This window comes from Faecalimonas hominis (genome assembly GCF_054660755.1).
This window is the reverse complement of the sequence record NZ_BAAHSH010000053.1, coordinates 25,493-46,114: the sequence shown is the minus strand read 5'-3', so window position 1 is coordinate 46,114 and position 20,622 is coordinate 25,493. Positions and strand designations below refer to the sequence as shown.

Genomic DNA, 20,622 nt, shown 5'->3' with positions numbered 1-20,622 from the left:
ATATGAACTTAAAGTCCTATGGCTTACCACCTCATACACGGTAGCCTAACATAACTTCTGATACCGTATAACCCTTGTAAAATCAAGGTTTTTCAACGATTAGCTTGTTATATCGTGATACTCCATAACACCTTAAATTTGCTAAGATTAAACCGTCCAATTAGCAAACTCTTAGCAAGGCAAGGTCTATCGCTTTGGTTCCCCACCAACGATTATCAACTACTTATAGGTCTATATTACTGCATAGTATGCCTTATGTCAAACCTTGAAATATAACAGAATACAGTCCCTCAACGCCATAGGCTCTCAACTTCCTATGGCGTTTTTTTATACCCATTTTTCAGAAAGGAGCCTATCCCATGAATTTAACTGAAAATGAAAAGAGAATGGTTTACCAAGTAGAAAGCACCTGCCAGGCAGCCATTCTGAACGAGATCGCCATGAATAAGCGATATGCCCCAAACCCGGAAATCCGGCAGACCGCAGAAAGCCTTTTGTCAAAACTGCGTCTGCTCTCTGACAAGGAGTGTATGGCTCTGGTAAATGATGTTCAGAAGAATTACCGCCTGCCGGGGAAAGCCCGAACCATCGGGGAAATGCTTGCAGAGGCAAGGCAGAAGTCCGGGGCGGAGAAACTGGCCGGCCATGACATTATGGCTCTGGAGCGTTTTGACCCTGACACCCGCCACATGATCGTCTTCGATGTTCTCTCCCATGAGTCCCCTATTGATTTCACTTATGTCCGTGGTGTCAGTGTAGATGATATATCCGTCAATCGCCATCTTCCGCAGATAAGCCCCATACCGTTGTGTGGGGAGCAGTTTCATCTTTTCATCTATCAGCCCTTTTTCCTCGGCTGTCACCCAAAACTTCATCTGAATATTTCTCTTTCGGTTCGCCATCGGTTTCCTCCGTTCTTCTAAGGGTTTGGGATTATCCCAACAAGCATTTTTCATTTTCGGGCAAAGGACCTGAAAATTAGAAAAATCGCAAACGGGTACTCGTTTGCTGTGCTTGCTGTTCTTTAGTTCTTCGTACTTAGGTAATCCCGAAAACCTCCGTTTGGCTACCGAAAATGCAAAGAAAAAGCGCTACAAACTTCATTCGTTCATAGCGTTTCTCATTCTCTGTCCAGTTGTGTCAGGAGCATGGTTACTCCCCTTTTTCTCTGGCATCCAACACGGCTTGTACGGTGGCAATGATAATTCCGATTTCCCGATCGGTCAATTCATCTGCCAGAGCGTCAAGCTGTCGGCGCAACGTAGTTTTCCCATATGTCGTATCCCCAAAAAGAAATTGATCCACGGAGATATGATAGCGGGACATGAGCTCAAAAAAGATTTGGAGGCTCGGATGTTGTCCCTTATTCTCAATATTGGCGAGATAGCGGGGAGAAAGATACATCTCATCACCTACTTTGTTACGAGACTCCTTCTGTCCTGTCCTCGCCGCCTTAATTGCTGACCCATAGGGGCCAAAGTCGATTTTTTCTACAGGTCTTTTTGCCATATTCATTCACCCGATTACATTTTACAGTTCCTTTTTCTCATTGAATATGTCTACACAATTCCCAACATAAGCCAAAATAATTCATGATTTCGGCTTGATATTCTTGACATGACAAGGTATAATCATATGAATGGCAAGAAAAAACCATTTGCTTATCAAATACAATAGCACAAACAAGAAAAATTATGAAATTACAAGGAGAGGATTACTACCATGTTAAGACCGAAAGAAGTTGTTCAGTTATGGGTAGATGCATTCAATAACCATGATGTGGAAGCAATTACAGCTCTTTATCATGAAAATGCGACAAATCACCAAGTAGCGAATGAGCCAGTAGTAGGCATTGAAGCAATCCGTACCATGTTTACAGCCGAATTTTCAACAGCGGATATGACAGCTATCGTAGAAAATATTTTTGAGGATGGGCAATGGGCAATCCTTGAATGGCGTGATCCATTGGGGTTACGGGGATGTGGCTTTTTTCAGGTGGTGAACGGAAAGATTTTATTCCAACGAGGCTATTGGGATAAACTCTCATTTTTGAAACAGCACAATCTTCCAATAGAGTAAATATGACATTTTAGTAGGAGAAAATATGGAATACCGGACATTGGAAAACATAGATTCCATTTGTATATACGAAGCGTTTACACAGGCATTTTCTGATTATCAGGTTTCAGTTGATATGTCTTTTAAATCCTTTGAGACAATGTTGAAAAGAAATGGATTTATGCCTGCGGTTTCAGTTGGAGCCTTTGTAGATAAAACGCTTGTCGCTTTTATCTTGAATGGAGTGAGAGAGTGGGATAATGAAAAAACAGTCTATGACCTCGGAACAGGAGTTATCCCTGATTTTCGCAGAACAGGAATCATGGGGGAATTATTGAATCTGGTCAGTGCTATATGTATAAAAAATAAAATCAGAGTGTATCAGCTGGAAGTGATTCAGGATAATGAGAAGGCGCTTACTTTATATAAAAAGCAGGGATTTCAAGTTGACAGAGTATTGAATTGTTACCAACTGACAGGTGGGATAAAAGAACCAGGCATATATAAAGCGTGGAAACTGGAACATCCAGAAAAAATACAAGAAGCTCAATGGACAATAGTCAAGGATTTTTGGACGTATCCACCTTCATGGCAAAACGCAAAAGATGCTGTATGCGCAATCGCCAGATCCTTTTCTTATACGATTGTTAAATTTGACGGAAACCTGATCGGCTATGGTATTGTGGACAAAATAAAAGGAGATATTGTGCAGTTAGCGGTACATCCTCAATATCGCAGAATGGGAGTTGCCACAGAGATTTTGTTGGATTTATCGAAACAAACAAAGAGTTTAGAGATGAAAGTAATAAACGTGGATGAGCGAGATCAGGCATTAAACATATTTTTGAAGAAAATGAAGTTTCGTGTATTTGTTAAACAATATGAAATGAGAAAATATTTTTCTGTTTAGGATATTGCATAGATGAAGAAGCTGACTTTAAGGGCGGTTGTCAGTGAAGGGGCAGGCATGAGATATAATAAAACAATAATGTTAAGTAATGGTGTGGAATGTTGTTTGAGGAATGGAACAGAAAGTGATGGTCAGCTTGTATTGGATAATTTCAATCTGACACATAGCGAAACCGATTATTTGCTTACATATCCAGATGAAAACAGTTTTAATGCCGAACAGGAAAGCCAGTTCCTGAAAGAAAAGGCTGAGAGTGAAAGGGAGATTGAACTGATTGCCATAGTTGACGGTGTCATTACAGGAACAGCAGGAATCGAGGCAATCGGTACAAAGTATAAGGTACGGCATCGGGCAGAATTTGGCATCAGCGTTGCGAAAAAATATTGGGGGCTTGGAATTGGTAAGGCTTTGCTGGCTTCATGTATCGAATGTGCTAAAGCAGCGGGCTATAGCCAGCTTGAACTTAATGTGGTTGCTGAAAACGAAAGAGCCGTTTCTATGTATGAACAGGCTGGATTTGTCGAGTTTGGAAGAAATCCCAAAGGATTTTGCTCCCGCATAGCCGGATTTCAGGAGGTCATTTCTATGAGATTAGAATTGTGATGATTGAAAGATTTATTTCATGCTTGCTTTTCGGGTGCGGATGTGTTATAATCATGATATTTCCAAAAAGGAGTTAAAAAATATGCGGCAGGGTATTCTTAAATAAAACTATAACCAAATAGTGGGAACAAAAAACTTTGGGATGTCCTTTGGAACAAGGGCTTGGTTTTTTGTGCCTATTTAAGAATACTTTTGCCTTATATATTGACATAGCAAGACAAGTGACAAGCGTCTGTTGGCGTATGTCTTTTATGTGTATGTCCAAAGATTAAATCCCCAGCGGTAAGAGTATTTTGCTGCTGGGGATTTTTATGCCTTTTTTTGGCTGTGAATGGAGGATGACACATGAAAATAATCAATATTGGCATTCTTGCACACGTTGATGCAGGAAAAACAACACTGACAGAAAGCCTGCTGTATACAAGCGGGGCAATCATAGAACCGGGCAGTGTAGATAAAGGCACAACAAGAACGGATTCTATGGCTTTGGAACGTCAAAGGGGAATTACCATTCAGGCTGCCGTTACGTCTTTTCACTGGAAAGAGTACAAAGTGAATCTTGTAGATACACCGGGACACATGGATTTTTTGACAGAAGTGTACCGTTCTTTATCAGTTCTGGACGGAGCGATTTTAGTAGTGTCTGCAAAAGATGGCGTACAGGCACAGACCAGAGTGCTGTTCCATGCGCTGAGGAAGATGAAGATACCAACCATTATTTTTATCAATAAAATCGATCAGGAAGGCTTTGTTCCTGCACAGACTTATCAAAATATCAGAGAAAAATTGACAGAAGATATGATGGTTATGCAGGAAGTTCATTTATTTTCAGAACTAACACTTTCCGACGTTGCGGATTTTGAAAAGTGGGATGCTGTGATTGCCGGGAATGATGATCTTTTAGAAAAATATCTTTCAGGAGCGCCTTTGACATTGCGGGAACTTCAGGAAGAAATAAAGCGAAGGGTACAGCAGGGAACTTTTTTTCCGGTATATCATGGAAGCGCAAAAGAGAATATCGGGACAAAAGAATTGCTTGATGTAATCACAGATATTTTTTCATCGAAAACGGATAACTGTCAATCGGAACTGTGCGGGTACGTTTTTAAAATTGAATATACCGAGCAGAAAAAACGACGGTGCTATGTAAGGCTGTATAGTGGTACGCTTTGCTTACGGGAAACGATTTTTTTGCAAAAAAAGGAAAAGATTAAGATTACAGAGATGTCAATTCCATTTAAGGGAGAAATTGTCCAGACAGATACTGCTGATTCCGGGGAGATTGTTATTTTGTCTGACAACACATTAAAGTTAAATGATATTCTGGGAGACGAAAAACTGTTGCCACGCAAGGCATGGACGGATAATCCCCTGCCGCTTCTTAGGACAACGATAGAGCCAGCCAAAGCAGAGCAAAGGGAAGTGTTGCTGGATGCCCTTACAGAGATTGCGGATACTGATCCGCTTCTGCGCTTTGTGATTGATCCTGTCACTCATGAAATCATTCTTTCCTTTTTGGGGAAAGTACAGTTAGAAGTTGTTTGTTCTTTATTGAATGAAAAATATTGCATCGAGGCAGAGGTAAAAGAGCCTACGGTCATTTATCTGGAAAGACCACGAAAAGAGGAGCATTATACAATTCATATTGAAGTGCCGCCAAATCCCTTTTGGGCGTCGATTGGTCTGGCAGTCACTCCCCTTCCTGCTGGGAGCGGAACAGAATATGAAAGCAAGGTGTCACTTGGTTATTTAAACCAAAGTTTTCAAAACGCAGTTATGGAAGGGATTCAGTATGGATTGGAGCAGGGAGTGTATGGATGGGAGGTGACAGATTGCAGGATCTGTTTTGAATACGGAATTTATTACAGCCCAGTCAGTACTCCGTCAGATTTCCGCTTTCTTGCGCCCATTGTGCTGGAACTGGCATTAAAAAAAGCAGGAACACAGGTTTTAGAACCCTATCTTTCTTTTACCCTGTTTGCACCGCAGGAATATCTTTCACGGGCTTATCATGATGCTGTGAAATACGATGCGGTAATTGAAACAACTTCAATAAAAAATAATGAAGCGATCTTAACTGGAGAAATACCGGCAAGACGGATTGGGGAATACAAAAGCGATCTGAATTTCTACACAAATGGAAGAAGTGTTTGCCTGACGGAATTGAAAGGGTATCAGGAAACTTCAGGGGAACCTGCAGTACAGCCCCGCCGCCCCAATAGCCGGCTGGATAAGGTTCGTCATATGTTTCAGAAGATCATGTAAGGTCTTGCGCAATGCAAGCGTTCATTGCTGGCTATTGCGGAATATCATTGATAGAATCAGTAGCAGAGAGGAGGAACTATTTTGAACAAGGAACAGACAGATATTACAACAGGAAAGCAAATACGTCATCTGCGGACACAATCGGGAATGACACAAGAGGAATTAGCCGGGGAATTAAATGTTACCCGGCAGGCGCTATCGAATTGGGAGAGGGATGTCAATGAACCCGATATAAATACGTTGAAAAAAATCTGCTTTCTTTTTGGAGTCCACATGGATGATCTTGCGAAGGAGGTAATCATAAAAATGGAAACAAATATGGAAAAAACAAAACGACCGTTTAATAAGTATGATATAGCAATCGGATTATTTTACGCAGTTGGTATCTTTATCGGCATTGGTATTTTCTTTGTGGGTGGTCTGATGACAATGTCCGGTACAGGCTGGGGAGCGTCACTATTTGGAGGTTTTTGCTTTGCCCTTGTATTCGGTTTAATATGCCATGCTATTATTACATTAAAACGACATGATTAAAATGAAAAAAGCTGCTTGCGGTTAATAAAAAAACCGTTGTGTGGGCAGCAAAATTTTAATGCAATAAAGAAAAAGCCAAACGGCGGTTTTGACAAAATCAAAGCCGCTGTTTCTTTTTATCTTCTCAAGAAATGACGCGGTACCACTGGTAAAAGCGGCGGCTATAGGAGGAAGCCGCCATGAGCTATAAACCATATCAACAAATTCTTACATTCTTTGACTTATCAAAAAAAGCCCGACTACCACCGGGGATGTTTCTACCCCTGAATATGAACTTTTAAATCATCTAAATACTGCTGTTAATTCCTTTGCGTCTGTCTGCGTCTTGCAGTCAGGCGCTTTTTTCTGTTTATTCGGGACTTCGCAAAATAGCAGGGCCTTTTATAAAATTTTTCTCCGATCTTGGTTGCCAAATTGCGGTTTCCATGATTACCCCTGCGAAAGGGAGGAGAACTATCACCCGCCTTTGCGGCTGCGAAGGGAGGTGAGAAAATGAAAAACTCCTATGAGCAGCGTGTTCAAAATCAGTTTGGCGGTTTTTGTACCAGGGTTTTGAAGAACGAGGCCAACCGTATTCTGAATGAATACGCAAGGCAGCGTGACCGCGAGAAATCTCTGGATGAACTATCGCCGGACGAGCTGGCACAGGCCGCCTCCTATGACAAGTATTTTCAGGACGAATATGTCTTTGAAGTGCTTGGGCAGAAAGTGTTTGTGGTCGGTGATCTGCTGGCAGAGGCTCTGTCACAGTTGCCGGAGGACAAGCGGGATGTAATCCTGCTGTCCTACTTCCTGGGAATGACGGACCGTGAAATAAGCGAACAGCTTAATGTGGTTCGTCAGGCTATCAGTAAACGGCGCAGCGGTATCCTCAAAGAACTGCGTGAGTATTTGGAAAAGGAGGGATTTGAATGGCCCGAAACATAAGAGAGCCCATACCGCTGCCAGTGATCCTGGCAGCCTCAGAGGGTGACGAGAGAGCCTTAAATGCTGTACTCAATCATTACAAGGGCTATATTCGTTTCCTCGCCATGAGACCTATGAAAGATGAATATGGCAACGAACACCTCTATGTGGACGAAGATATGAGGCTTCGCCTGGAGGCTAAACTGCTGTATAGCATTGTAACAGGTTTCAAGGTTCTGCCGGTCTAAGGTACATATTACAGGCGTGTTTTGTCCTCTCTTTCCTCGCCTGGTATTTGAACCGGATCGGAGCCATAAATGCACCTTGACAAAGAAAGTCCGGACGATAACTCCGTGACAGCATAGGACAGGCAGATACATTCTCTTTCGGTGGAGCCATCTGGCAGGTGCGCCATGACCTTTTTAAGCGAGCGATCAATACCATGCCACAAAACAGCTTTGGCAGGCTGTGGGCCATGATACCCAAAGAGGACAATGATACTCCCTTACAGCCATCAGTTCGAGCGTTGATAGCGTCGCAAGCAATGGGTAGGGCCGGATGAGAACCATGCGGGGGTGAAATTCCCGTGGAGCCATGCTAATGGCCGTCTGTTTTGTCCTTTTTAATATGGATAAATCGAAAACTTTTTATTAGCAGCTGACAATTCATATAAAGCGCGGCATAATGATGATAGAAGTTATGTTTTGTATGATTGATCGGCTGCTGAAAGGAGGACATTATGAACCAGGCCGAAAATCGTACACCTGGCAATGTCCCCGAACAGAGAACTTACAAGGTTGAAGATATAGCCGTGATGTTAAATATCGGCCGTACTTCTGCATATAACCTTGTGAAAGAGGGACATTTCAAAACCGTTCGAGTTGGTAATGCCATACGAATTTCCAAAAAATCATTTGACGAATGGTTAGACGCTCAGGCGTTCTAACGGACAAAGAAAGGAAGATCGATCATGGCATCCATCATCAAACGAAAAAAAGCATATTCTGTTGTTTACAACTACATAGACGAAAATGGAGAAACGAAACAAAAGTGGGAAACCTGGCATACCCATAAAGAGGCTCTAAAACGGAAAGCGGAGGTTGAGAACCAGATCAACACCGGTACTTTTCTTCCTCCCAACAATCAGAAAGTATCTGATTTTCTGTATGATTTTGTTTCCACCTATGGGGCAAAACAATGGGGCGTGTCCATGTATGACAGTCAAACCGCCCTGATCGCCAACTACATCAATCCGATTATCGGTGATATGGAGGTTCAGGCAATTACTCCCCGTGTGGTAGATAAATACATTCAGACTCTCCAAAAGACCCCTCCTGTTTGTAAGAGGAACCGAAAACCGAAAACAGAGTTTATTTCCAATCAGAACATTGAGAAGATCATCAAACTTCTCCGCTGTGCCTTTAAGCAGGCTGTCCGCTGGGAGCTGATTGCAAAAAATCCCTTTGAGAATACCGTATTACCGAAAACAGAGTACAAGAAACGTGACATCTGGGACGCCGATACCATCCGTATCGCTCTGGACCAGTGTACTGACAGCAAATTGTATGTTGCTATGAACCTTGCATTTGCGTGTTCTTTGCGGATGGGAGAAATTCTTGGTCTGACCTGGAAGAATGTCCACATTGAGGATGAAAACATAGCGGCGGATAATGCCTATGTTTACATTGAGGCAGAGCTGATAAGGGCTTCCAAACAGGCGATTGAAATGATAGGAGAAAAAGATATTTTCCATATCTTCACTCCGCTTATGCCTAACACCAGCACACGGCTGATCTTGAAAAAACCGAAAACAAAATCAAGTGAGAGAAAAGTCTGGCTGCCGAAAACCGTTGCTTATATCCTCCGTGAATGGAAAAAAGCACAGGATGAGCTAAAGAGCTTCCTCGGTGAGGAATACCAAGATTATGATTTAGTGGTTGCCCTGCCTAATGGCAGGCCATGTGAGAACCGGATTATTGAGAAAGAATTTTCTCTGCTGAAAGAAAAAGCCGGATTGCCTAATGTGGTGTTCCACTCTCTCAGACATTCCAGCACTACTTATAAGCTGAAACTCAACCACGGCGATCTGAAAGCCACCCAGGGGGACACGGGCCACGCTGAAATTGATATGATTACAAAAGTGTACGCCCACATCCTCGACGAGGACCGTAAGATCAATGCCCAGAAGTTTGAGAGTGCCTTTTATGCTAATCCTGATCTGCGGAATGTAAAGCCTCCCCAGGAGCCGGAACAGCCTCAAGCACAAACCTTAGACCTGGCGGCATTGGTGGAACAGCTCCAAAAATCCCCGGAGCTTGCAAGCACCCTGGCAGCATTGCTTACCGCTCAAAAGGCTGGCTAAAATCTCAAATTAGCAAGAAGTCCATTTTTCTTAGCAAGCTCTCCATTTTAGTTCGTTTCCAATTAGCAAAAAATTCATTGTAACGCATAAACAAAAAAGTAACCCTCCAACCCTGGTAGATGGTTTTAACAAAAGGCTGCGGCTGAACAAAAAAAGCTGCAAACCCTTATGAATAAAGGCTTGCAGCGTTGTTCGCTGGCGTCCATGAGAGGATTTGAACCTCCGACCCCACGCTTAGGAGGCGTGTGCTCTATCCAGCTGAGCTACATGGACATTTATCAAAATATTAAGTTTTATGCAAGATTTAGACTCGAACCATCTACCGCTTAGGAGGCGAGTGCTCTATCCAGCTGAGCTATGACGACTCATGCCGCAAACCCTTGATTTTACTGGGTTTCTGGGATTTTTCCCTTCGGCCATATATAAGATTATCAACTCTTTTTCGAGTTGTCAATCTACAATTTTTTTACTTTGGTAACATTAGAACGTTCCCCAAATTGGGGAATGCTTTGTTGTCACCATTAGCATTTTTCAGAATAGATTCGAACTGAAAGTTGTTTTTCATTTTTTCCCTTTGGGGAATGCCTCGGCTTTCTCTTAGGAGGCACTTGTTATATCCATTTAACTAAGGGAACTCAATTTGAGAAGAAATCTTCCGATTTCTTCTCATCTTTTATATTATACCGAAATTAATGCGACCTTGCAACCATATATTACCTTTAAATCGCCTTCTGATTTCTGGTTCTCCCATTACGCTTTTCTTTGGCACACAGACATCAAATACCAACTCATTTACTTCCAACGTAAATATATATAATTCCTCATTTGTATAAAAATTATGTATCTCTTTTATGTCCAAAATTGTTCCCATAATGGAATATCTGTCACATTCTACACCATATGGCATAAAATATGTGTCTACAATACTAAATACATCTTCTGTAATTAGTCTCTTAGATACTTGAGAATAAATATCAATATCATCTAATGTAAGACTCTCAATCGCCTGTTGGTCACCACTTTTAGCGGCGCTCATCAACATCATTCTATTTCTCGCATCTTCCTGACTTTTCTGCTCCTGAAACTCATCTTTCTGAATAGGGAACAAAATTGTTCCGCCTTCCGCAAGTGCGGATAGCGTAACGGAAACAGAATTTTTCTTAATATGTCCGAGCCTTTTCTCTCTTCTATATTCCGCCATATTCTGCAAATGAAAAATAAGACTGACTCCCACTTTCATTTCCTCGCAGACTCCGGCATACATTTCTCTTTCCATACGCTTCTCTAATATAACGTCGGAATAAGTGGTTACTCCTGTTCCTTCAAAATACGGGAAGTAATACTCTCTTTCAAAGTTTCCTTCTTCATTTAGTTCTCCACAGATTGTTATTCCTATGTTATCCCCAAATTCCTTTTTTCTCTCAGAATAATCCACATTTTCTTCCACAGTAATTGTCTGCTGGGCAGAAAAGTCTTTTTCTATATCCGACAATATTTCTTTCAATTCTTTTTTTGTTTTTAAATCTGAAAATCCGATTGCTTTTAAAAATTCGTGCACCTTATTTCCACCTTTGTATTATCTGATTTCTGCTTTTCCACCCATGTATGGTCTCAGCGCTTCCGGAATTTTTACACTTCCATCTGCCTGTAAGTTATTTTCCAAAAATGCAATTAACATTCTAGGTGGAGCAACTACCGTATTATTCAATGTGTGGGCAAAATATTTTCCGTCTTTTCCTTTTACACGGATACCAAGTCTTCTCGCCTGTGCATCTCCAAGATTTGAACAACTTCCCACTTCAAAATATTTTTGCTGTCTTGGTGACCACGCTTCTACATCTACAGATTTTACTTTTAAATCTGCCAAATCACCTGAACAACATTCCAATGTACGAACAGGAATATCAAGGGAACGGAATAAATCTACTGTGTTTTTCCACATTTTCTCATACCATTCCATACTTTCTTCCGGCTTACAAACAACAATCATTTCCTGCTTTTCAAACTGATGAATTCTATATACTCCACGTTCCTCAATACCGTGTGATCCTTTTTCTTTACGGAAGCATGGTGAGTAACTTGTCAATGTGTATGGGAGTTTTTCCTCATCGTTCAATGTATCAATGAATTTTCCAATCATGGAATGCTCACTTGTACCGATAAGATATAAATCTTCTCCTTCGATCTTGTACATCATAGAATCCATTTCCGCAAAACTCATTACACCCGTAACAACATTGCTGCGAATCATGTATGGAGGAATACAGTAAGTAAATCCTCTGTCAATCATAAAATCACGTGCATATGAGATAACCGCTGAGTGTAATCTTGCAATATCACCCATTAAATAGTAAAATCCCTGTCCCGCAACTTTTCCGGCTGCTTCCAAGTCAATTCCATTAAATTTGTCCATGATTTCTGTATGATATGGAACTTCAAAATCAGGCACAACCGGTTCACCAAATTTTTCTAATTCTACATTCTCACTGTCATCTTTTCCGATTGGTACTGACGGATCGATGATATTTGGAATTGTCATCATAATTGTTTTGATTTTTTCTTCTACTTCTTTTTCCTCTGCTGATAACTCTTCTGTTCTTCCTGCATTTTGTGCCACCTGTCTCTTATATTCTTCTGCCTCTTCTTTTTTGCCCTGAGCCATGCATGCACCGATTTTTTTAGAAATCTGATTTTTATTTGCTCTTAACGCTTCTACTTCCTGTTTAATTTCTCTGTTTCTCTTATCTAATTCGATAACCTCATCGACTAAAGGTAATTTTGCGTCCTGAAATTTGTTTTTAATATTCTGTTTTACAATCTCCGGATTACTTCTTAAAAATTTAATATCTAACATACTATCTTCCTCCTTATTTTTCCATTAAACATCTAGCCCGTATGTTTCCTCATAAATTGCTCTTTCTAATGATTCTGCCTCTTCCTCGGCAAGTTCTATATAACTTTCTCCCTTAACAATTTCTTTTATATAGAGATAACAGCCTTCTCTGCTGTGCATCGCATTAATAATATACCCACTGTCATTTCCGTCTAACAGTGTAAGCGCAAAACTTAATTTTCCACCCATTTCATTGAATGCGTCATATTTTACAATTCCTACTTTCTGATAAGAGCCTGCCATTTTCTGGCTTAACTCTTTTACTTCCTGTCTTGTTTTCTTTGTCATAGATGAAATTGTATCTATCTCTTTAAATTTAGACAAAATACTTTTTTCCAATGTTTTTCCGTCTTTTCCACGCATAAAGGAATTATAACTTGCCTTCAACCGATTATATTTCATGTTAATGCCAATAACAAGTACAAACAGCAGTATAATCAACAGCAGCATCACAACCAAAATATAAAACGGATCAATCCCAATACTTTCTAATATCTTACTGTTCATTTTACGCATCTCCTTTTTCTATACTCATAATCAGGTCGTATATGCGTTCAAAATCTTTTTCCGAATAATATTCTATCTCTATTTTTCCTTTACCGTTTGCCTTCTGATTGATGCTGACTTTTGTTCCCATAAGCGATTTCATTCTTTCTTCGCTGTCTCTGTAAATGAAATCATTTTCCACAATTTTTTTCTTTTTTTCCTTTTTAGGATTTTTTAATTCTTTAATTAATTTTTCTGTCTCACGCACACTTAACTTTTCATCAAAAATTTTGTTTGCAAGAATATATTGTTGTTCTTCGTCATCAATGGCAAGTAACGCTCTTGCATGACCGGTGGAAATCATATCGTCAATAATCATCTGCTGTACTTTTTCATTTAACTTGAGCAGACGCATAGAGTTCGTCACTGCTGTTCTGCTTTTGGAAACTCTCTCCGCCACTTCGTCCTGTTTCAGTGAAAATTCCGTCAGCAGCCTTTTAAATGCCATCGCCTCTTCAATTGGATTTAAGTTTTCTCTCTGAATATTTTCAATCAGAGCAATTTCCACCATTTCCTGCTCTGTATACTTTCTTACAATAACAGGAACTTCTTTTATTCCTGCAAGTTTTGCCGCTCTCCAGCGTCTTTCCCCTGCAATAATTTCATAAAAATCATCTTTCTTTTGTACAAGTAACGGTTGTAATACACCGTATTGTTTAATCGAGTCTGCCAACTCTAAGAGAGAGTCTTCCTCAAACATTCTTCTTGGCTGTTCCCGGTTCGGCTCGATTAATGATAGTTTTATCATCTGTTCTCCTGCTTTGGCAGGCTTTTCCTGTTTTGTTTTTGTTTCTTTCTTCTCAGGAATCAGGCTGTCCAGTCCTTTTCCCAAACCACCACGTTTTACCGCCATTATTCTTCTCCTTTATTAATTACCTCTTCTGCTAACAACATATAACTTTCTGCACCTGCTGATTTCGGGTCATACAAATTGATTGGTAATCCATGACTTGGTGCTTCTGCTAAACGTATATTTCTTGGAATAATTGTTTTATAGATTGCTTTATTCAGATTTTCTTTTACATTTTCCACGACTTGAAGGGATAAGTTTGTTCTGGCATCATACATTGTAAAGACAACGCCTTCCATTTCCAATTTAGGATTTAACCGTTCTTTTACTAAATCTATTGTATGTATCAATTGACTCAAACCCTCAAGTGCATAATACTCACATTGAATTGGAACAAGAACTGTATCTGCTGTCGTCATCGCATTAATTGTCAGCATGCTCAACGACGGAGGACAATCAATAATAATAAAATCATACATTTCCTTTACTGTGTCCACCGCATCTCTAATAATATATTCTTTATTGTCTACTCCTATCAACTCAATTTCTGCCGCTGATAAGTCAATATTTGTCGGCAAAACGTCCAAATTTTCCAAAGTATCCTTGCAGATAACTTTTTCAATTTCAGTTTCACCAATAATCAAATCATATACAGTATATTCCACATTGTCTTTATCTATTCCCAATCCACTGGTCATATTCCCCTGTGGATCCATGTCTATTGCTAAAACTTTTTTTCCTAAAGCACTCAAACAAGCGGACAAATTAATAGATGTCGTTGTTTTTCCAACTCCACCTTTCTGATTAGCAATCGCTATTATTCTTCCCATTGTATAGTCCCCTTTCTATCACTTTCCAATTATAACATTTTTTTATTTTTAAATCTACAATGTTTCACGTGAAACATTATCATTTTTTAATATTTTTATAGAAAATGTTTCACGTGAAACATTTTCTTCCCTTGTCTTTTATTCTGTAGTATAATAAAAGTAAAAAGGCTAGGGGTGATTTTATGAACTGGAAGAAAAAAATAATGAACTGTGCCTTGTTTATAGGTATAACTACATTTGTTATGTTTATTATCAATAAACTGATTTATTTTATCTCTACTGTTGAAAATGTCTTAGACAAAATTAAAGGAAATTATTATGAATGGCGTTTCGGCAAGATATTTTATACAAAACATGGAACCGGAAAACCCGTTCTGCTTATTCATGATACTACTTCCATGGGTTCGGGGTATGAGTGGAATAAAATTGTAAAACAGTTATCCAAAACAAATACCGTTTACACAATAGATTTGCTCGGCTGTGGCCGTTCAGAAAAACCAAATATCACATATACTAATTATTTATATGTACAACTAATTTCTGATTTCATCAAGCAGGTGATTGGCAAAAAGACAGACGTAGTTTCAAGCGGCTTATCTTCTTCTTTTGTTTTAATGGCATGTCATATGGACAATAATATTATCAACAAAGTTGTTATGGTTGCCCCTCATTCCTTTACGTCATTAAACAAATCACCAAACAGAAACAGTAAAGCATTAAAAATACTTTTAAATACACATATTGTCGGTACTTTAGTTTACAATCTTATTTTCACACGCAAAAACATTACTTCTTTATTAGAAAACGAATATTATTACAACAATAATAAAGTATCTGAGGAACTGATTCAGAATTATTATGAATCTGCTCACACTTGCAATTCCGCATCAAAATATGTTTTTGCAAGTATAAAAGGTCGCTACTTAAATGCAAACGTATTAAATTCATTACAATCTTTGAATAACAGCATTTTTGTTATTTCCGGTGACGAACATATAGATGAATGTAAATGTATTGGAAAACAGTATCAGGAGAAACTTCCTTCCATAGAAGTTGTACATATTCAAAAATCTTTACTTGCCCCTCACATTGAACAGGCAGAATTATTTACAGAACAATTACAAATTTTACTGGAAACAGAATAACAAAAGAGCCACTTTATAAAAGTGGCTCTTTTGCCGGTAATCCGGCTTTTCTTGGGTATTTTTTACTTGTATTCTGTAACTTTTCAATTTTTACAAAGGAACGTCCGATATCTGTTCCGGGTAAGCGGAATTTAACTACTTCCGACAATTTGCCTCCCAGAATGTGAATGGCTTTCTTCGATGTTTCGACTTCTTCATCAATTTCTCCCGACTTGTATGGAATAAACATTCCTCCCACATTCACATATGGAATACAATACTCTGACAGAGTGGACAGATTTGCCACGGCACGTGAAACACAGAGATCAAATTGCTCTCTATACTCCTTTTGCTTCGCATAATCTTCCGCTCTTCCGTGAATTGCTCTTATTCCTGTCAATCCCAGTTGTTCAATCACTTCATTTAAAAATTTTACTCTTTTATTTAATGAATCCAAAAGAACAATTTCTAAATGAGGAAATGCTATTTTTAACGGTATTCCCGGAAAACCTGCTCCGGTTCCCACATCTATCACCGTTTTCACTTTAGATAAATCTACCGCCTTTATGAGAGATACGCTGTCCACAAAATGTTTTTCATTCACTTCCTCATACTCTGTAATTCCCGTTAAATTCATAAACGAGTTCCATTCCACAAGTATTTCATAGAACTGATGAAACTGTTCTTTTTGCGTATCATTTAGTACTATACCCAAATGTGCTAATTTTTCTTCAAATATTTTGCTCATCTTATCTTCCCCACTGTTCCATATATACGAGAAGTACGGAAATATCTGCAGGCGAAACACCCGAAATTCTCGATGCCTGTCCTATGGAAATAGGACGATACTGTTTTAATTTCTGCACCGCCTCAATTCTTAGACTCTTCACATCATCATAATCAATTTCGTCCGGTATTCTTTTCGTTTCTAACTTTTTAAACTGCTCTACCTGCTTCATCTGCCGTGTAATATATCCTTCATATTTAATGCTGATATTTACCTGCTCAATCACTTCATCGCTTAATTTTTCTCTTTTTACATCAATAGGTGCAAGCGCCTCATAATTTAATTCCGGTCTTCTAATTAATTCTGCCAAAGTTGTCCCCGAGTTAAGCGGTGTACTTCCGTACTTTTCCAAAACTTCCTGTACTTTTCCATTTGCTCCTATATTTGTATGTTTCACTCTCTCGACTTCTTGCTCAATCTGTCTCTCTTTTTCTTTTAAATGAGAATACCTATCATTTGAAATTAGCCCCACTTTGTAACCTATTTCCGTTAATCTTTGATCCGCATTATCCTGACGTAACAGTAAACGATATTCCGCGCGGGAAGTCATCATACGGTAAGGTTCATGGCTTTCTTTTGTTACCAAATCATCAATTAAAACACCGATATACCCCTCTGAGCGGTCTATAACAATCTGTTCCCGTCCAAGAAGTTTTAACGCCGCATTGATTCCTGCAATCAGTCCCTGTGCCGCCGCTTCCTCATATCCTGAACTTCCATTAAACTGTCCTCCGCTGTAGAGTCCTTCGATTTTCTTAAACTCCAATGTAGGGTAAAGTTGTCTTGCATCTATACAGTCATACTCTATGGCATAGGCATTTCGCATTATACGCGCATTTTCCAGCCCCGGAACACTTCTGTACATCTCATATTGCACATCTTCCGGAAGAGAACTTGACATTCCACCGATATACATCTCATTTGTATCCAACCCTTCCGGCTCGATAAATACCTGATGTCTGTTTTTGTCCGCGAATTTAACAACTTTGTCCTCTATAGACGGACAATATCGAGGTCCCGTTCCCTCAATCATTCCCGAAAATAACGGTGATCGGTCCAAATTTTGACGAATAATTTCGTGCGTTTTTTCATTTGTATATGTGAGCCAGCATGAAGCCTGCTCAATCTGTACGTCCTCCGGATTTGTTGTGAATGAAAACGGAACAACTCTCTCATCGCCAAACTGCTCTTCCATTTTACTGAAATCAATAGAGTTTTTATCAATTCTCGCAGGTGTTCCGGTCTTAAAGCGGTACATTTCGATTCCCAGACGTTTCAGGGAATCTGTCAGGTAATTTGCCGCCTGCAGGCCGTCCGGACCTGTTTCGTTGCTGATTTCTCCGTAAATACATCTCGATTTTAAGTATGTCCCGGTACATAAAATAACCGCTTTACAGTGGTATACCGCACCTGAATAGGTCTGCACTCCCGTTATCTTTCCGTCCTCCACTAAAATATCGGTCACTTCCGCCTGTTTTAATTCCAGATTTTCCTGATTTTCCAACACACATCGCATCGTTTTGCTATACTGTGCCTTATCTGCCTGCGCTCTTAAGGAATGCACGGCAGGCCCTTTTGACTTATTTAACATTTTAGACTGTATGAAAGTTTTATCAATTACTTTCCCCATTTCTCCGCCTAAAGCGTCAATTTCTCTTACTAAATGTCCCTTTGATGTTCCGCCTATATTTGGATTGCAGGGCATTAGGGCAACGCTGTTTATACTGACCGTAAATACAATTGTCTTCAGTCCCAATCTTGCCGTTGCAAGTCCTGCTTCACAGCCTGCATGTCCCGCGCCAATTACGACAACATCATATTCATCTTTATTTTCCCATACAGAATTTGCTGAATATTTCATTTACCAAATCTTCTCCTATCGTTTCTCCCGTAATACTTCCGAGTGATTCATACGCGTCCAACAAATCAATCGAATAGAAATCTTCGGGCATTCCATTTTCTATGCTGATTAGCACTTTTTCCAGACTTTCAGCCGCATCTTGCAACGCTGTTTTATGTCTGATATTTGTAATATACACTTCGTCATTGAAAGAAATATCGCCGTGGAAAAACATCTCTTTTAATGTTTCTTCCAGTTCTTTTATCCCCTGTTCTTCTTTTGCAGAGATGACGATCATCGGTTTGTTCAGTTTTTCCTGCAGTTCTTCTTTCGTCACAACCATATCCAAATCGGATTTATTTAACAAAACAATCGCCTGCTTGTCCCTAATCATCTCAATGATTTCCTCATCATTATCATCTAGAGGTCTGGAGGCGTCAGCCACATAAATAATCAAATCCGCTTCATTTGCATGGTTTTTGGCTTTATCTACTCCAATCTTCTCCACAACGTCTTTTGTTTCCCGTATTCCTGCCGTGTCCATAATGTTAAGACTTACGCCTTGGAGTTGAATATTTTCTTCCAAAACGTCTCTTGTCGTCCCCTCTATATCCGTGACAATGGCGCGTTCTTCGCCTACAAGAACATTCAATAAGGAGGATTTTCCGGCGTTTGGTTTACCGACAATAACCGTCTTTATTCCTTCCTTAATTATTCTACCATTATCTGCACTTATCAGCAACCGCCTGATTTCTTCCAGTAGGTTATCCACAACTTTCTTTAATGTTTCCCCATAACCGTCTACACTTATATGCTCCGGATCATCTAATGCCGTTTCAATAAATGCTGTGTGATATAAAATCTCTTCCCGAATTTCACCGATTTTTTTCTGTACTGAACCTTTTAACTGGCTCACAGAACTTTTTAGGGCATATTCATTTTTTGAATCAATAATATCAATAACCGCTTCCGCCTGCGATAAATCCATCTTTCCATTCAAAAATGCTCTCTTTGTAAATTCTCCCGGTTCAGCTGGTCTTGCACCGTATTTTATAACTGTTTCCATAATTTTTTTCACAACATATATTCCGCCGTGACAATCTATTTCTACCGTATCTTCCCCGGTATAACTGTGTGGGGCTTTCATTAACATAACTAATACTTCATCAATGATTTCTTCCCCGTCAGCAATATATCCGTAATGAATTGTGTATGTCTTTTCCTCCGCAAAGTTTTTCTCTTTTTTTCCTCTGAATATCTTCTGAATAATCTCTATCGCTTCTCTTCCGCTGATTCTGACAATACCGATTCCCGCACTGGACATTGCCGTTGCGATTGCTGCAATCGTATCTTTTTTCATAAGAAATCTTCCTTTCAAAAAAGGCAGCCTCTTTATAAAAGATGCCGCCTTTATTCTTAATATCTTCTTGCCAATGTTACAACTACGCGTCTGTATGGTTCTTCACCTTCACTGTGCGTAGATACATATTTGTCACCCTGTAATGCTGAATGAATTACTCTTCTCTCGTAAGGATTCATCGGCTCAAGAGAAATCGGTTTTTTCGTTCTCTTCACTTTATATGCAATATTCTTTGCAAGATTTTCCAATGTTTCTTTTCTTCTCTGACGATAATTTTCCGTGTCTAATTTCACACGAACATATTCTTCCTGTGATTTATTGGCAACACGATTTGTTAAATACTGAAGGGAATCTAATGTCTGTCCTCTTTTTCCGATGAGGATTCCCATATTTTCACCCTTCATATCAATATTTAACGCACCTTCTTCGTCAACCTGAGAAGTAATCTCTACTTCCATTCCCATTGTTTTTAGTACATCATGTAAAAATGTTTCACAAGCCGTTATTGTTGTATTCTCCACTGCTCCAAGTTTATGTTCTTTTGAACGGTGTTCTTCTTCAACTTTCTTCTCAACAAGTTCTTTTTCTTCTCTTATCTCTTGCTTGATTTCTTCTTTAATTTCTTCTACAACAGGTGTTTCAACTTTTCTCCATGCTTTAATGACTGCCTGTTTACTTCCTATTCCAAGAAATCCGGCACTCCCTTTTTCAATTACATCATACTCAACCTGATCGCTTGTCGCACCTAATTGAATAAGAGCTTCTGTAATCGCATCGTCCAATGTTTTTGCCGATACTGTAATTTCATTCATAA

General features: G+C 39.5%; 20 protein-coding genes, 1 tRNA gene and 2 pseudogenes. 11 read left to right on the top strand and 12 right to left on the bottom strand.

Features of this window, described 5'->3' with window-relative positions:
• Positions 1-359: 359 nt before the first annotated feature.
• A pseudogene (locus ACYQ35_RS10085) lies at positions 360-668 on the top strand (DUF5720 family protein); the annotation flags it as partial.
• A gap of 108 nt (positions 669-776) precedes the next feature.
• On the opposite strand, the pseudogene ACYQ35_RS10080 reads toward ACYQ35_RS10085, so the two are convergent.
• A pseudogene (locus ACYQ35_RS10080) lies at positions 777-875 on the bottom strand (plasmid mobilization relaxosome protein MobC); the annotation flags it as partial.
• 277 nt (positions 876-1,152) lie between these two features.
• Positions 1,153-1,509, bottom strand: coding sequence for a helix-turn-helix transcriptional regulator (locus tag ACYQ35_RS10075; protein WP_158683094.1), 357 nt, complete (start codon positions 1,507-1,509; stop codon positions 1,153-1,155).
• Between the two features lie 213 nt (positions 1,510-1,722).
• On the opposite strand from ACYQ35_RS10075, the gene ACYQ35_RS10070 reads away from it, so the two are divergent.
• The 9 genes from ACYQ35_RS10070 (at position 1,723) to ACYQ35_RS10030 (ending at position 9,638) form a co-directional block, all read left to right on the top strand.
• Complete coding sequence (locus ACYQ35_RS10070; RefSeq protein ID WP_074924845.1) at positions 1,723-2,079, top strand: nuclear transport factor 2 family protein; 357 nt, start codon at positions 1,723-1,725, stop codon at positions 2,077-2,079.
• A gap of 25 nt (positions 2,080-2,104) precedes the next feature.
• Positions 2,105-2,968 carry a GNAT family N-acetyltransferase gene (locus ACYQ35_RS10065; protein WP_105310309.1) on the top strand — a complete coding sequence of 288 codons (864 nt, stop codon included), beginning with the start codon at positions 2,105-2,107 and terminating at the stop codon, positions 2,966-2,968.
• A 57-nt stretch (positions 2,969-3,025) separates the two neighbouring features.
• Positions 3,026-3,571 carry a GNAT family N-acetyltransferase gene (locus tag ACYQ35_RS10060; RefSeq protein WP_166462290.1) on the top strand — a complete coding sequence of 182 codons (546 nt, stop codon included), beginning with the start codon at positions 3,026-3,028 and terminating at the stop codon, positions 3,569-3,571.
• 345 nt (positions 3,572-3,916) lie between these two features.
• Positions 3,917-5,836 carry a TetM/TetW/TetO/TetS family tetracycline resistance ribosomal protection protein gene (gene tet / locus ACYQ35_RS10055; RefSeq protein ID WP_119225074.1) on the top strand — a complete coding sequence of 640 codons (1,920 nt, stop codon included), beginning with the start codon at positions 3,917-3,919 and terminating at the stop codon, positions 5,834-5,836.
• Between the two features lie 81 nt (positions 5,837-5,917).
• Positions 5,918-6,370: a helix-turn-helix domain-containing protein gene (locus ACYQ35_RS10050; protein WP_105310306.1), complete on the top strand. Its 453-nt coding sequence runs from the start codon at positions 5,918-5,920 to the stop codon at positions 6,368-6,370.
• A 492-nt stretch (positions 6,371-6,862) separates the two neighbouring features.
• The gene (locus ACYQ35_RS10045; protein ID WP_105310305.1) at positions 6,863-7,297 is read left to right on the top strand and encodes an RNA polymerase sigma factor; all 435 of its coding nucleotides are present in this window, start codon (positions 6,863-6,865) and stop codon (positions 7,295-7,297) included.
• Positions 7,282-7,524 (top strand): helix-turn-helix domain-containing protein, encoded by a 243-nt coding sequence (locus ACYQ35_RS10040; RefSeq protein ID WP_118213098.1) that lies wholly within the window; start codon positions 7,282-7,284, stop codon positions 7,522-7,524. Before ACYQ35_RS10045 ends, ACYQ35_RS10040 begins: the two co-directional genes overlap by 16 nt.
• A 491-nt stretch (positions 7,525-8,015) precedes the next feature.
• Positions 8,016-8,222 (top strand): helix-turn-helix domain-containing protein, encoded by a 207-nt coding sequence (locus ACYQ35_RS10035; protein ID WP_105310303.1) that lies wholly within the window; start codon positions 8,016-8,018, stop codon positions 8,220-8,222.
• Positions 8,223-8,246: 24 nt separating this feature from the next.
• A complete protein-coding gene (locus ACYQ35_RS10030) occupies positions 8,247-9,638 on the top strand; it encodes a site-specific integrase (protein WP_166462229.1) in 1,392 nt (463 codons plus the stop codon).
• 196 nt (positions 9,639-9,834) lie between these two features.
• Here the strand turns inward: ACYQ35_RS10030 and ACYQ35_RS10025 are convergent.
• The 6 genes from ACYQ35_RS10025 to ACYQ35_RS10000 form a co-directional block, all read right to left on the bottom strand.
• Positions 9,835-9,911: transfer RNA gene (locus ACYQ35_RS10025), tRNA-Arg, on the bottom strand.
• Positions 9,912-10,311: 400 nt separating this feature from the next.
• A complete protein-coding gene (locus ACYQ35_RS10020; protein ID WP_459833001.1) occupies positions 10,312-11,196 on the bottom strand; it encodes a DUF3881 family protein in 885 nt (294 codons plus the stop codon).
• Between the two features lie 18 nt (positions 11,197-11,214).
• On the bottom strand, positions 11,215-12,492 hold the full coding sequence (gene serS / locus ACYQ35_RS10015; protein ID WP_009461902.1) for a serine--tRNA ligase: 1,278 nt from the start codon (positions 12,490-12,492) through the stop codon (positions 11,215-11,217).
• A 24-nt stretch (positions 12,493-12,516) separates the two neighbouring features.
• Entirely contained in the window at positions 12,517-13,038 is a 522-nt protein-coding gene (locus ACYQ35_RS10010; protein ID WP_459832996.1) for a DUF4446 family protein, read from the bottom strand.
• 1 nt (position 13,039) lies between these two features.
• Entirely contained in the window at positions 13,040-13,930 is an 891-nt protein-coding gene (locus ACYQ35_RS10005; protein ID WP_009461904.1) for a ParB/RepB/Spo0J family partition protein, read from the bottom strand.
• Entirely contained in the window at positions 13,930-14,697 is a 768-nt protein-coding gene (locus ACYQ35_RS10000) for a ParA family protein (RefSeq protein WP_009461905.1), read from the bottom strand. The genes ACYQ35_RS10005 and ACYQ35_RS10000 overlap by 1 nt, the downstream gene beginning before the upstream one ends.
• Positions 14,698-14,879: 182 nt before the next feature.
• Between ACYQ35_RS10000 and ACYQ35_RS09995 the strand changes: the two genes are divergently transcribed.
• The gene (locus ACYQ35_RS09995; protein WP_459832991.1) at positions 14,880-15,842 is read left to right on the top strand and encodes an alpha/beta fold hydrolase; all 963 of its coding nucleotides are present in this window, start codon (positions 14,880-14,882) and stop codon (positions 15,840-15,842) included.
• Between the two features lie 13 nt (positions 15,843-15,855).
• Here the strand turns inward: ACYQ35_RS09995 and rsmG are convergent, their stop codons facing one another.
• The 4 genes from rsmG to jag are packed head-to-tail and all read right to left on the bottom strand — an operon-like array spanning position 15,856 to position 20,620.
• Positions 15,856-16,569, bottom strand: a complete 714-nt coding sequence (gene rsmG, locus ACYQ35_RS09990) for a 16S rRNA (guanine(527)-N(7))-methyltransferase RsmG (protein WP_459832988.1) — start codon at positions 16,567-16,569, stop codon at positions 15,856-15,858.
• A 1-nt stretch (position 16,570) separates the two neighbouring features.
• On the bottom strand, positions 16,571-18,469 hold the full coding sequence (gene mnmG / locus ACYQ35_RS09985; RefSeq protein ID WP_009461908.1) for a tRNA uridine-5-carboxymethylaminomethyl(34) synthesis enzyme MnmG: 1,899 nt from the start codon (positions 18,467-18,469) through the stop codon (positions 16,571-16,573).
• Positions 18,435-19,808 carry a tRNA uridine-5-carboxymethylaminomethyl(34) synthesis GTPase MnmE gene (mnmE, locus tag ACYQ35_RS09980; RefSeq protein WP_459832984.1) on the bottom strand — a complete coding sequence of 458 codons (1,374 nt, stop codon included), beginning with the start codon at positions 19,806-19,808 and terminating at the stop codon, positions 18,435-18,437. Before mnmE ends, mnmG begins: the two co-directional genes overlap by 35 nt.
• Before the next feature lie 56 nt (positions 19,809-19,864).
• Entirely contained in the window at positions 19,865-20,620 is a 756-nt protein-coding gene (jag, locus tag ACYQ35_RS09975; RefSeq protein WP_009461910.1) for an RNA-binding cell elongation regulator Jag/EloR, read from the bottom strand.
• Positions 20,621-20,622 lie beyond the last annotated feature (2 nt).